The sequence below is a fragment of the Bacteroides sp. 43_46 genome (assembly GCF_001915455.1).
In the GTDB taxonomy this organism is placed as follows: domain Bacteria; phylum Bacteroidota; class Bacteroidia; order Bacteroidales; family Bacteroidaceae; genus Bacteroides; species Bacteroides caccae.
This window is the reverse complement of the sequence record NZ_MNQN01000062.1, coordinates 1-11,995: the sequence shown is the minus strand read 5'-3', so window position 1 is coordinate 11,995 and position 11,995 is coordinate 1. Positions and strand designations below refer to the sequence as shown.

Genomic DNA, 11,995 nt, shown 5'->3' with positions numbered 1-11,995 from the left:
TTGTCCCAAACGTTCTTTTTCATAGTCTTAATCTTTCAAAATTAGTAAATACATCTTATCCTAACGGGTTCTCTCCCTGGTCACCGTCGGAACCGCCACCGGGATTGCCACCATCACCGGCATCATCCTTACCGTCCGTAACCACTCCCGTCCATTTCTCAAACTCCACACCCTGGAGCAGGGCACGTGTAGTGCCGATGGCAGCCGGGCGCGTGTATTCCGGAGTAAACTGGCAGCGCAAAGCAGTCACCTGATTGGGATTCACGTCTTCAGATTTGGCCACTCCCTTACCTCGTGTACGGGCCTTCATGGTGAATGTGCCCAGGCCATCCAGACGCACCGTACGGCTGTTCAGCAACTGGCTCCTCATTACCGTCATCAGGTTACGGATTACATTATGTACGTCACCCGGAGTCAGGGAAGATTTCTCGGCAATCACCTCAGCCAGCTGTTGCGCATCCACGGCCCTTCCCACTTTCTTCAAACTCAGATGCCAAAGTTTGGCACCCTCTTTTGTCGCCAGAGACGACTGTCTTGCATAATAAAATAAAGGCATACTTTCTTTCTCCTTTTTACATTTTTAATTCAACATGGTTTTTAATCTCGTTTTGTTGATCAACAATGCAAAGATGAGGATATATTTGCCTGCAAACAAAGAAAACAGCCTCGCTGAAGCTGTTTTCTGAGATAAGTTCATAAAGTATTGATTTACAAGTTATCAGTTCAAGTAAGCCAACTTAATCAAGATATGCTTTCAAGAAAAGATTTAGGAGACGTAATACTTATTTGTGAAAAATAAAAATCCTTTTCATTCCTTGTCACAATAACATCAGCTTGTATATTGGCTGCAGAAAAATATTGCAATGCATCTTCAAAGTCAGTAGCTTGTAACATTAGAGCCGATTCAACATTATCAGCTGTCAAACTAACAACAGAAAAGAATGTCTTCAGTTTATTTAAAGCATTATATAGTGCTATTCCTTTAAATTTCTTTCTAAGAATATATGCAATATTTGCCATAGTCAATGATGACAAAAACAAAGAACATTTCTGCTCTTTTTGACACAACAGAATAGTGGCAGCATCTTGACATCCGTCTCTTTCCAATAACAAGTCTATTAAGACATTTGTATCAATAAAAGCTTTTATCATTTGTTCAATAGATAATTAAGACGTTCATCTTCTGCATCTTCTATCCCCGAAGCTATACCTATTAATTCCTGAATATCCTTGGGCAACACAAAATCATTTTTCTCAGTCTTCACTTTTCCAACATGTACATGCCGCCTACTGCCATTATTTAATAAACTTTCCGACAGTTTATTTATAATGCGCAATTTCATCTCATCACTTAGTGACAATAATTTATCCAAATAATTATCTGACAAATTAATAGAAGTATCCATATTACTTTCTCCTTTCAATGACAAAGATAATATTAATTCCTACAATCATCAAGAAAAGGAAAGCTTATTTCAAATTGATTGATGTAATCCAAAATACCTCTTCATGAAACAGACATAAATAAGACTTAACAAGAGGATGGTACATAGCAGATACCAGTAACCTGAATCCAAACACATTATATATCCTACGATGATGATTGCCTATACTGCCATGTAAATAGAAGAAACCATTACATGAGGAATCTTCAGCTCATTCGCCATAATCTGATAAGATGTTTGCGATGCGGTAGTCCGATATTCTCATGAAGCATCAGGCGGTGAATATTTGGCACGCTTGCAGAAATTGAAGAAGCAGAAGACTAGAACGGAACAGACAACGGTATAGATGAAATCCGCATTGACAAACGTATTGGCAACCGACAGCGTTGTCAAGGTCGTAGTTAAAAAGCTGTATTTTCATCTATTATTTTACTATGGCCTCTTTTATACACTCCACGATATAATATACATCTTCATCAGTCACCCACGGCCCGGCAGGAAGGCACATACCAATTTTAAAAATAGCTTCGGATACCCCATTGATATAAGCCGGAGCATCCTTATAGACCGGCTGCTTGTGCATCGGTTTCCAAACCGGGCGTGCCTCTATTTTTTTGCCAAGCATAAAAGCACGCAAAGCCTCCACATTCTCGTTGGGCTGGCAATCTGTTGTAGCACAATCTACGGCATGAATCACACCAGCAGCACCACCTACGGCAGTCTTGACAATATCCTTATAAGCATTTTCCTGCCCTTTGATGCGAAGTGAAGAACCCAGAGTGATTGTACAAAGCCAGAAATTAGAGTCATAATCAGCCGAAGGAGCTTCATGCAGCAATACCCCCTCCACATCCTTAAGCAGTTCCTTATAGAGAGCCTGCACATGCCGGTGATGTGCAATATGCTTATCGGCAACGGTCATTTGACCACGACCAATACCTGCACATATATTACTCATGCGATAGTTATACCCTATCGCCTCATGCTGGTAATAAGGATAAGCCTCACGAGCCTGCGTGGCATACCACATGATTTGATTCTTGCTTTCGGCATCTTTACAAATCAACGCACCACCGCCACTGGTAGTAATCATCTTGTTACCGTTAAAGCTCAGCACCCCGAACTTGCCGAACGTCCCCAGCACCTGTCCCTTAAAACGGGAACCAAAACCTTCGGCAGCATCTTCCACCACTGGAATAGCATACCTATCGGCTATCTCCATGATACGTGTACAGTCATAGGGTTGATGGCTTCTTCCAACAGTTCCGGAGACATGTTCCAAGTTTCTTTCTCAGAATCCACAAATACCGGAACAGCCCCCAGATAAGTGACCGGATGCGAAGACGCACAGAATGTGAAGCTTTGTACAATCACTTCGTCACCCTGTCCCACTCCGCAAGCCAACAGAGCCAAATGTACTGCCGCCGTACCGGCCGAAAGTGCCACCACTTCCTTGCCTTCGCCTACAAAACGTTTCAAATCCTCTTCAAAAGCATTCACATTAGGACCAAGAGGAACCACCCAGTTCGTATCGAAGGCTTCTTTTACATATTTCTGTTCAATACCCTCCTCGCTCATATGGGCAAGGCAAAGATAAATAGTTTTATCCATAAATATATATGTGATTATTTAATGATCAGACTTCGGATTCCTCACATAGTGGGGAATAAAAAGAAAGGAAACGGCTTTATAAATCCTTTCCAGATATCGGAATAATTTACTCATAAATGTTTCCATGACCGGGATACAGACTGCAATCCTTTGTTAATTCCATGATACGTTCTTTCGAGATCCGTGCATCTTCCCTATCGCTATTAGGGAATGAGGCAATGACTTTAACACCCGGGATATATGAATCACCCGAGAAAACATTGTTCTCGACTTTATAGGTAAGGCAGCTTTTATCATGTCCGGGAGTTTTAAACACTTCCACGAAAATTCCCGGAAATATTTCCACTTTATCATTCTCATGTAAAACCGTCACATTATCTCCCATCCATATTACAGGATCATTGTGATAACGGGAAAAATTAAGTTTATCCGAACCTAAAGCCTCCTTACCGAAAGAGGAAGTGTAAACTGTGCAATCAGGATACAATCGTAATAAATCTTTTATACCATAAATATGGTCGTAATGAGTATGAGTCAGAAACAAGGCTTGTACCGTTCCGCACTTTTCCTGAACACACTGCTTTATAGGAGCAATATCCCCAATATCTATCAATACATGCCCATCTTTCCCCTCAACAGACAGTATATAAGTATTGGAGGTGAAAACAGAATTGACAATCTGATGGATGTTCATTTCAGTTATGACCGTTGAAAGCCTCGGTGGTAGCATTACCTTCCTTATTGATCCCTTCTCTAACGAACACTTTCTTTATGGTTAGCAGAATAATCTTCACGTCCAGCCAGAAAGAAATATGATCCACGTACCACACATCCAGTTCAAACTTACGTTTCCAACTGATATCATTCCGTCCGTTTACCTGTGCCCACCCCGTAATTCCCGGACGTACTTCATGGCGACGGAACTGTTTCTCTGAATATAAAGGAAGATACTTCGGCAATAAAGGACGGGGGCCAACCAATGCCATATCCCCCTTTAATACATTAATTAATTGTGGCAATTCATCTATGGAAAGAGAACGGACTATTTTACCAATCTTTGTCAGGCGTTCAGCATCCGGCAACAAGTTTCCTCCAGAATCCCGCTCATCTGTCATTGTCTTAAACTTTATGGCTTTGAATATCCGAGCATTTTTTCCAGGGCGATCCTGGGTGAAAAAGACACCGGCACCCTTATTGGTGAAATGGAGGAAAATTATCAGAAGAAGTAATATGGGCCAGATAACCAACAGAACTATAAAAACAATTACAAAGTCTAACCCACGCTTTAATCCTCTTTTATACATAAGCCTATAATTCTATTAACGGTTGTTTACTCCAATTGATTTCCTTTGCAGCCTGCCCTACATTGCAAAAAACATAAGTTTGCAGCAGGACTTCTAATTTATTCAAAGCCCCTCCTTTACCTATATTTGCCTTAGCATAACGAATTATACGATTTTTTAATGTTCCAACTTCCTTAAAGTACTCCTCAAATTCTGCCTTAGTCATAAACTTTGAATTTTGCTCTATCAAATCATTGATATGAAAATAAAACATCACATAATCCATACGTTCAATAAAGTTTTTCTGTAACCATAATGGAACTAGCCTAAAATATCCTCCTCCTGAAAAAGTTACACTCTTACCCATTAGTGTAACTGGACAAATAGGAAATTCCTTTATTGTATATACTCCTTTCTTTATTAGCGCAGGTATGGATGAAGTAAAATGAGGAAATCCCCCTAAGTCGCGATTGGCCGGAAATATAGAGCAGTCATATTCTATACCGTTTTCCGCCAATACATCAAAAGCCCAGTCGTTGTTTTTCCCTATGGAAAATGCAGGGGCACGAAAACTTTTTACTTTCCTCCCTATAAGATTTTCTATCTCTCCTATTGCAATACGTGTGTCTTCGGCAAATTCTTGTCGAGTCATTTTATTTACCCACAAATGCTTATTTGAATGACTTCCTATTTCATGTCCTGCATTCGCTATTTTTTTCAATACATCAGGAAACTCAACTGCCAATTGTCCTACACAAAAGAAGGTCGCTTTGGTATTATTCTTTTCGAGAGTATTCAAAATCCAATCCAGCAATTCGTCATACTGCCGATATTTTTCTTTTCTCCCTCCCTTAAAATGTTTCTCAATATACCACTCCTCGGTATCAAAAGTCAATATTTTCATAAATAATATACAAAATCCAAATCTGAATCTGCAGATGTAATCAACAAAGAGCACTCTTTATTTATATGTGGGATAGTAGTGCCACCGTATAATTTTTTACTTGTCCGCAATATAACAGGAAAGAAGTTAAATACTTTTCTCTTCAATGAGGACAATGTTAAATAAAAGCCGATATGGTTTATTTTAGCAATTTCAGAAACAGCCTTATCTATGCTACTCATATAGTCCTTTTTTCTATATCGAAAGTCAACTAATGAAATTACATCAAATCCTTTATAGTGTGCCAAACGTACCACAAAGTAGCAAACTAAATTTCCACACAAATGGCCTTCATAAACAACATACTTTTTATAAATATTAAAAAAGCGCTTTTCAAAGAATGATTTATCACGTGTTATTTCAATATCATCATTTTGCCAGAAGCCGTCAGAAGTAAAAGACATTTGTTCCAATTTATCTATTCGATAAAACATCATGCCTCTTACCGCCATTTTCAGTGGATAAAACACATCCTCTATTCCTCGTCTGTAGTGTAAACACCTCCTATACAAACTGTTTAAGAAGAAACGGTTTACAGATAAATACACATAAACCGGATTAATAGGCCGAAAACAAGGAATAATCTTAGGCTGTATATTGTATGCGGCATCAGTAAGACCAACTACACATCTATCCGAAAACCTCCCCATTTGTTCATAAATCATTCGCCCCACTCCTTTACCGCGATAAGCTTTCAAAACAATGGTATTACCTTCCCAATAAAAATCTTGCTTTTTACCATGTATCTTTATCTCATTCCAATTAGCAGTAGTGCAAGCTATTATCTTACCTTTATCTTCTACTAGAAAAGTACGGTTCAAAAGATTTTTTTCACACGAATATTGCTTTAACCACCAATCAAAATACCTTTTGTCCCTATTAGGAAAACTCTCAATAAGAAACAACATTAGTTGTTCATATAAATCGGGAGTATAAGGAATGATTTCCATATTATATACCTGCTTTTGATTTACGAAAAGAAGAAGAGCACATCTTTTTCAAACCGGAAAAAAGAGAAAAAAAGATTGCCCCACTTTCTTGATAATACAAATTCCGGGAAAAGAATATGAACCAAGAAGGAATACAAGAAAAACGTCTATTTGATGATATAAACCACATAATATCAAGTCCTAAATATCGTAATTGCTTATTAGGAACATAAGCATAAGGGGAGATTTTTATACCCAGCATATCATTGACTATCAAAGCCGGGAAATTAATACCTGAAACTTCTGCTGCACGAATAGAAGCAGGAACACGAGGATTAATCTCTATAATCTTGAAATCTCCATCTTTAGTTTGCAAAATATCAAAATCGGCAAAACCTGTCCAATTCAAAACCTCCAATGTCTTCTTACAAATTTCAGATAACTCTTTCGATTCTATAGTCCTGCAAAAAGAACTACTTCCTCCTTTTATTGGATAATATCTGATAATCTCTATTATTGCAGTGTTGATTATATTCCCTTTTTCATCTCTATACATCATCACATTATAATAGGGTGCACCAGAATTATCAATGTATTCCTGTAGAGTACATTCACCGTATTTTCTTAATATTCCATCATACTTATCTTGTAAATCAGACAAAGAATAGACCATTGTAATACCTCTTGCTCCCACTGAAATATTAGGTTTTATCAAAGCTGGAAATCCTATGGCATCTGCCGCTTCCTGTAAGTTACTTGAGGTCAACAACTGTGTTTGAGGATGAGGAATAAAATTTTCCTTACATAAAGCTAAAAGTTGCCACTTATCATTTGCCTTTTGAAAAATATCATAATTAGGGATTGCGCACTTAAGATGGTATTCATGTTCTAATTCCACTTTATTTATACTTAAAAACTCAGCAGTTACATCACTTAAAGGAATAATTACAGAAATAGCATGTACTTGCAAAACACGATGTACAGAAGACAAATACTCCTCTTTGTGTGTTGGAGTTATATCAATAGTATAAAGTTTATCTATATATTTTGATTTTGTCGAAATATCTCCTCTATGCAACAAGGCAATGACACTATACCTTTCTTTTTTTAAAGAGCGGGCTACAGATAATGCTTGGAGTCCACCACCAACAATCAAAATATTCATACTATAACCCAATTATATCAGGCACAATCATAGGTTTCGTCTTCATCCACATTGTCCCCCAGCTTAATCCAAGCCCAAAAGAGGACATCAACAAGGTAGTCTCTTCCTGCATCAGCCGTTCACGCAAGCGGCTCACCATTAATGAAGGAATAGAAGCTCCACCCAAGTTTCCAAACTCCTCCAGGTTATAAGGAACCTTCTCTTTGGGCAACTTCAACTTCTTCACAATACGATCCACAATCATCTTGTTCGCCTGGTGAATCAAGAAATAGTCTATATCCGTTTCACGATTAATTTTATAATCATCCAAAAAGGCCTCGACGGATTTAGGAGGACGGGATATCGCGAAAGAAAAGACATTCATTCCATTTATCAATGTATGAATGGGAGCACGCACAATGCCATTGCCAAAATCTTCATATTCAAAGGAAGCAGGTGTAGCCGGATGGCGGAAACCACCATGAGGGGTCATCAAAGCTTCATATCCCTTGCCATAAGTATGAAAATCAACCACAATATCACTGGCAGTCTCATCATATTCCAAAGCTATGGCTGTACCGCAGTCACCGAATAAAGGTACACGGCTTTTGTCTTTCATGGACCCCATCCGCAAAGCCGTATCACCTACAAGCAACAAGGCACGTTTTACATTACCTGCCGTCAACAGATTACCGGCAACCGTTATAGCATACATGCACCCGCAACACCCCATCGGAATATCCATACAGAAACAATTTTCCGACAAGCCAAGCCTGTCTTGCAATATGCAGGAAGTAGGAGGAGTACGATAATCACCCGTAACAGACTCAAACAGCAATACATCAATGCTGTCCTTCTCCCAACCCAGCTCTTCAAGCAGTTTCTCAGCGGCAGCCTGGCACATATCCGAGGCACACATTGTGTCCGGAGCGATATGCCTTTCTTTTATACCGACTGTATTGTCAAATACATCAGCTTCCTCTTGGGAAAGAAGTCCCAGTTCGGAAGTTTTTACCACATTCTCCGGAACAGCCATTGCCACTCCCTTCATGCCGACATTCTTAATTTCCCATCTTGCCATTACCTTGACCCTTAAAGTTCGACTTCGTATTTTTTCAAGATTTCACGTCCCTTTCCATAGGAAGTAAACTCCATGATATCCTCCGGGTCAAACATTACGTCAAAGGACTCTTCCAGCAATGCGATTATATTCAGTTGGTGAACAGAATCCCAGGATTCCACACTGTCTTTTGAAAAACTATCGTTCAACACTGCACTGTCCACACCAAACACTTCTACAAAAGCGTCATTATACTTTTCAATATTTGTCATCGTTCCTGTCTTTTTTATGAATTCAACTTACTATACAATATTTTTCCCGCCTCATTCTTGGGTATGTCAGCTATCACTTTTACCTCAAAAGCCGAGGCTACCAGCTTGGTCTTTTCAACCAGTACTTCCTTTACAGCCACTGCATATTTCTCATCGGTCAGATAGACGGTCATCTTATCGTCCGTACCCACACAAGCGCATTCTATCGGATATTTCCCTTTGATTATCTGTTCACACTCATCCAGACCGATACGCATGCCAAACAGCTTCAGGAAACGTCCCATACGCCCTACAATGTAATAACAGCCGTCCTCATCCCTGTAAGCCAAGTCACCGGTACGCATAAAGCCATTACGCTCATCACCCAGCAGCAAATCTTCCCGACTACGGGCATATCCCATCGTCACATTCTTGCCACGGTAGCACATTTCACCTTCCGTGTGAGAACCTTCTATCACATTTCCGTCACTATCTATCAGGGACAGTTCCGCATTGGGAACTGCCCGACCTATGCTCCCGCATTTGGATATTGCATATTCAGCAGGAAGATAGGCCATGCGGGCAGTACCTTCAGACTGGCCGTAAGTAGCTATCCAGCGTTTGCCGGTGTCACGGCAATATTCAGCAAACTTCAGATTCAGCTGGCGAGGTATCTTACCGCCACCCTGAGTAAGCAAGGTCAAATCAGGCAAATCCATACGGAAGAAACGCATCAGATTCAAAATCTCAAAGCTGTAAGGCACTCCTGTAAAACTGGTGGCCCGCTGCTCCTTCATGAAACTCCAGAAAGCTTTATCGGTCATACTTTGATTGGTTATCAACACAGTAGCCCCAACATAAAGATGACTGAATACCACTGACAGCCCCATAGTATAATATAATGGAAGGACAAGCAAAGGACGGTCATTGGAAGTCAAGCCAAAGAAAGTAGAGATATTTAAGGCCGCTGCTTCTATATTACTATATTTATGCCGTACCAACTTAGGACTACCCGTTGAACCGGAAGTAGGTAGAAGATGAGATAGATCCGGATGCATTGCACAATCCTCCATTCCTGTACGCAAGAGGGTATAGCCATAATATTCACACACCACTTCATAATGCAGGTCAACCGCCATCAACGAGGGCACACAAACATAAGAAGGGCGATAAATGTCAAGCAAATTATAAAGAAGTTCCTTTTCAATATGTGCATTCAATATTAAAGGAACATTGCCGGAATTGATACAACCTACACTCCAGGCTATACCTCCGACATTATTTTCTGTCAATAAGAATAATAAGGAACGACTGGGAAGAATGGTAGATATATTCTCGGAAAAATCCAACAACTCACCATACTTCAAGGTATTCCCCAAAGCATCAACTGCAGCAAACGCATCCTGCGCCTGCTTATTTAAATTCAATATCATTCGGTTATTTTATTCTAAATGGAAGCACAGCCATCAACTCCCAATATCTGGCCTGAAATATAAGAAGAACGGTCTGAAACAAGAAAAGCACAAGCATTAGCAACATCTTCAGGAGTTCCCAAGCGTCCTAAAGCAATCTTTTGAATACGAGTATCGATTTTTTCGCCACTTTCTTCATAAAGTTCTGAAAAACGTTCCGTTTTAACAATACCCGGTGCAACTGCATTCACACGAATCCCCTGAGATGCCAGCTCTTTGGCTGCAGATCTAGTAAAAGCCATAATTGCCCCTTTAGTTGCAGAGTAAGCAGATTGTCCCGGTGAGCCTAGTACTGCCGTTACCGATGCAATGTTTACAATAGATCCACTATGATTGCGAGCCATCAAACGAGAAACCAGCTGAATCATTTCAATTACAGCTATTACATTCACACGGAACATCAGTTCTGTTTCCGGACGCAATATCATACCGATTTTCTTATTAAATACCACACCCGCATTGTTAACCAGTGCATCAATACGACCTTCTAGTTTGAATACGGACATAAAGGCTGATTTTACAGCAGTAGCATCCGTCACATCAAAATACAAAGGAAGCACACGGGTATGATTATCTTCTGAACAAGCCTTCGCCCATTCATCCATAACTCCTTCAGCACGGTCGCAAGCATAAACTATTGCACCATCTGAAGCAAAACGTTCAGCTATAGATTTACCGATGCCTTGTGCGGCACCGGTAACAATACATATCTTATTATATAAAAGCCTTTCCATACAAATTATTTCAGACTACGACCTCCATCAATTACCAAGTTAGTACCTGTAACCCATGCAGAAGCATCGGAAAGTAAATAAATTATAGCATGAGCCACTTCTTCCGGCTTGCCATAACGCTTCATCGGATATTGTTCTATGTCTTTAGTCACATCTTCCTCTGATAGCAAACGATTAGAAATCAAAGGAGTATTGATTCTTCCCGGCTGTACAGCATTACATCGAATCCCCTTCCCTGCCAACTCCAAGGCAGCATATTTCATATAAGTGCTCAAGGCACTCTTTGAAGTTCCATAAATACCATTTGCAGGCGCCACATTATTATAACCAGAAATTGATGCAGTAAAGACTACTGAAGATGAATTTCTCAGTTTCTTTTTCAGTAGCAGCATAGGAACAAAACAATTCATCTGAAATACTTCGTTTAGTACATCCAAAGAGTAGAATTGCAATGGTAACATTTTTCCTATTCCCGCATTGCAAACAAAGCCATCCAATACTGGTAATTGAGCCACCAATTTCTCACAGGATTCTTCTATTCTTAAATCAGCAACCAGCATTAAATGCTCTTTATTTGAATCAGATAGCAACTCTTTAGTTTCTTGCAAAGCACTCTCATTCCTACCTGTCAGAACTAAAGTTGCTCCCAGCTTCGAACATTCAATGGCAGTAGCTCGTCCGATACCGGATGAAGCACCTGTAACTAGTACAGTCTTCCCTTCTAAAGAAAAAGGATTATACATTACAAACGGGAAGATACCAAATTATACAAATCACCAATAGTTGCCTGCTGTTTCATATCATCACCAGTAACAGTGACATCATATTCCTCATCAATCATTGTAATAATCAATAGAGCAACCAGCGATGTGTAACCATCTAACTCGCGAAATTTAGTTGTAGAACTAAGTTGTTCTACATCTACATCATCAAATTGCTCAGCAAATTTTTCAATAAAGTCTACTAATTCCATCTTATTTATTATTTATATTAATCTTTTAGCAGGATTTCCCATAACAGTAGTACCAGCTTTAACTCTGCGTATAACAAAACTACAAGCGCCAACATGAGCATTATCTTCTACAACAACTCCATGATTTAACACGGAAGAAGTATAAATATC

14 protein-coding genes and 3 pseudogenes are annotated in these 11,995 nt (G+C 39.6%); all 17 read right to left on the bottom strand.

The features are described from left to right. Positions 1-55: 55 nt before the first annotated feature. Positions 56-556 carry an HU family DNA-binding protein gene (locus tag BHV72_RS06190; RefSeq protein ID WP_008663222.1) on the bottom strand — a complete coding sequence of 167 codons (501 nt, stop codon included), beginning with the start codon at positions 554-556 and terminating at the stop codon, positions 56-58. A 185-nt stretch (positions 557-741) separates the two neighbouring features. Beyond that, the gene (locus BHV72_RS06185; protein ID WP_035448267.1) at positions 742-1,152 is read right to left on the bottom strand and encodes a type II toxin-antitoxin system VapC family toxin; all 411 of its coding nucleotides are present in this window, start codon (positions 1,150-1,152) and stop codon (positions 742-744) included. Next, entirely contained in the window at positions 1,149-1,406 is a 258-nt protein-coding gene (locus tag BHV72_RS06180) for a hypothetical protein (protein WP_035448265.1), read from the bottom strand. The genes BHV72_RS06185 and BHV72_RS06180 overlap by 4 nt, the downstream gene beginning before the upstream one ends. A 69-nt stretch (positions 1,407-1,475) precedes the next feature. Continuing rightward, positions 1,476-1,814 (bottom strand): annotated as a pseudogene (locus BHV72_RS06175) (UDP-GlcNAc--UDP-phosphate GlcNAc-1-phosphate transferase); the annotation flags it as partial. Between the two features lie 55 nt (positions 1,815-1,869). Beyond that, positions 1,870-3,056 (bottom strand): annotated as a pseudogene (locus BHV72_RS06170) (DegT/DnrJ/EryC1/StrS family aminotransferase). A gap of 106 nt (positions 3,057-3,162) precedes the next feature. Continuing rightward, the gene (locus BHV72_RS06165) at positions 3,163-3,750 is read right to left on the bottom strand and encodes an MBL fold metallo-hydrolase (protein ID WP_057098094.1); all 588 of its coding nucleotides are present in this window, start codon (positions 3,748-3,750) and stop codon (positions 3,163-3,165) included. A gap of 1 nt (position 3,751) precedes the next feature. Continuing rightward, the gene (locus tag BHV72_RS06160; protein ID WP_016273554.1) at positions 3,752-4,360 is read right to left on the bottom strand and encodes a sugar transferase; all 609 of its coding nucleotides are present in this window, start codon (positions 4,358-4,360) and stop codon (positions 3,752-3,754) included. Between the two features lie 4 nt (positions 4,361-4,364). Next, positions 4,365-5,243, bottom strand: coding sequence for a polysaccharide deacetylase family protein (locus tag BHV72_RS06155; RefSeq protein ID WP_016273553.1), 879 nt, complete (start codon positions 5,241-5,243; stop codon positions 4,365-4,367). After that, positions 5,240-6,232 carry a GNAT family N-acetyltransferase gene (locus tag BHV72_RS06150; protein WP_016273552.1) on the bottom strand — a complete coding sequence of 331 codons (993 nt, stop codon included), beginning with the start codon at positions 6,230-6,232 and terminating at the stop codon, positions 5,240-5,242. The genes BHV72_RS06155 and BHV72_RS06150 overlap by 4 nt, the downstream gene beginning before the upstream one ends. A gap of 1 nt (position 6,233) precedes the next feature. Next, on the bottom strand, positions 6,234-7,376 hold the full coding sequence (locus BHV72_RS06145) for a carboxylate--amine ligase (RefSeq protein ID WP_118274086.1): 1,143 nt from the start codon (positions 7,374-7,376) through the stop codon (positions 6,234-6,236). 1 nt (position 7,377) lies between these two features. After that, entirely contained in the window at positions 7,378-8,436 is a 1,059-nt protein-coding gene (locus BHV72_RS06140) for a 3-oxoacyl-ACP synthase III family protein (protein WP_117748865.1), read from the bottom strand. An 11-nt stretch (positions 8,437-8,447) separates the two neighbouring features. Beyond that, positions 8,448-8,687 carry an acyl carrier protein gene (locus BHV72_RS06135; protein WP_009126887.1) on the bottom strand — a complete coding sequence of 80 codons (240 nt, stop codon included), beginning with the start codon at positions 8,685-8,687 and terminating at the stop codon, positions 8,448-8,450. A 14-nt stretch (positions 8,688-8,701) separates the two neighbouring features. Then, positions 8,702-10,099 (bottom strand): AMP-binding protein, encoded by a 1,398-nt coding sequence (locus tag BHV72_RS06130; RefSeq protein ID WP_016273549.1) that lies wholly within the window; start codon positions 10,097-10,099, stop codon positions 8,702-8,704. A gap of 14 nt (positions 10,100-10,113) precedes the next feature. Next, positions 10,114-10,872 carry an SDR family NAD(P)-dependent oxidoreductase gene (locus tag BHV72_RS06125; protein ID WP_016273548.1) on the bottom strand — a complete coding sequence of 253 codons (759 nt, stop codon included), beginning with the start codon at positions 10,870-10,872 and terminating at the stop codon, positions 10,114-10,116. Positions 10,873-10,877: 5 nt separating this feature from the next. After that, positions 10,878-11,615, bottom strand: a complete 738-nt coding sequence (locus BHV72_RS06120) for an SDR family NAD(P)-dependent oxidoreductase (RefSeq protein WP_286855170.1) — start codon at positions 11,613-11,615, stop codon at positions 10,878-10,880. After that, complete coding sequence (locus tag BHV72_RS06115) at positions 11,615-11,845, bottom strand: acyl carrier protein (protein ID WP_016273546.1); 231 nt, start codon at positions 11,843-11,845, stop codon at positions 11,615-11,617. The genes BHV72_RS06120 and BHV72_RS06115 overlap by 1 nt, the downstream gene beginning before the upstream one ends. 12 nt (positions 11,846-11,857) lie before the next feature. After that, positions 11,858-11,995, bottom strand: a pseudogene (locus BHV72_RS06110) (sialic acid O-acetyltransferase); the annotation flags it as partial.

Bases quoted from the DNA above. Each gene is read 5' to 3' on its own strand.
- BHV72_RS06190 (WP_008663222.1), bottom strand. From the start codon at position 556: ATGCCTTTATTTTATTATGCAAGACAGTCGTCTCTGGCGACAAAAGAG.
- BHV72_RS06185 (WP_035448267.1), bottom strand. From the start codon at position 1,152: ATGATAAAAGCTTTTATTGATACAAATGTCTTAATAGACTTGTTATTG.
- BHV72_RS06180 (WP_035448265.1), bottom strand. From the start codon at position 1,406: ATGGATACTTCTATTAATTTGTCAGATAATTATTTGGATAAATTATTG.
- BHV72_RS06165 (WP_057098094.1), bottom strand. From the start codon at position 3,750: ATGAACATCCATCAGATTGTCAATTCTGTTTTCACCTCCAATACTTAT.
- BHV72_RS06160 (WP_016273554.1), bottom strand. From the start codon at position 4,360: ATGTATAAAAGAGGATTAAAGCGTGGGTTAGACTTTGTAATTGTTTTT.
- BHV72_RS06155 (WP_016273553.1), bottom strand. From the start codon at position 5,243: ATGAAAATATTGACTTTTGATACCGAGGAGTGGTATATTGAGAAACAT.
- BHV72_RS06150 (WP_016273552.1), bottom strand. From the start codon at position 6,232: ATGGAAATCATTCCTTATACTCCCGATTTATATGAACAACTAATGTTG.
- BHV72_RS06145 (WP_118274086.1), bottom strand. From the start codon at position 7,376: ATGAATATTTTGATTGTTGGTGGTGGACTCCAAGCATTATCTGTAGCC.
- BHV72_RS06140 (WP_117748865.1), bottom strand. From the start codon at position 8,436: ATGGCAAGATGGGAAATTAAGAATGTCGGCATGAAGGGAGTGGCAATG.
- BHV72_RS06135 (WP_009126887.1), bottom strand. From the start codon at position 8,687: ATGACAAATATTGAAAAGTATAATGACGCTTTTGTAGAAGTGTTTGGT.
- BHV72_RS06130 (WP_016273549.1), bottom strand. From the start codon at position 10,099: ATGATATTGAATTTAAATAAGCAGGCGCAGGATGCGTTTGCTGCAGTT.
- BHV72_RS06125 (WP_016273548.1), bottom strand. From the start codon at position 10,872: ATGGAAAGGCTTTTATATAATAAGATATGTATTGTTACCGGTGCCGCA.
- BHV72_RS06120 (WP_286855170.1), bottom strand. From the start codon at position 11,615: ATGTATAATCCTTTTTCTTTAGAAGGGAAGACTGTACTAGTTACAGGT.
- BHV72_RS06115 (WP_016273546.1), bottom strand. From the start codon at position 11,845: ATGGAATTAGTAGACTTTATTGAAAAATTTGCTGAGCAATTTGATGAT.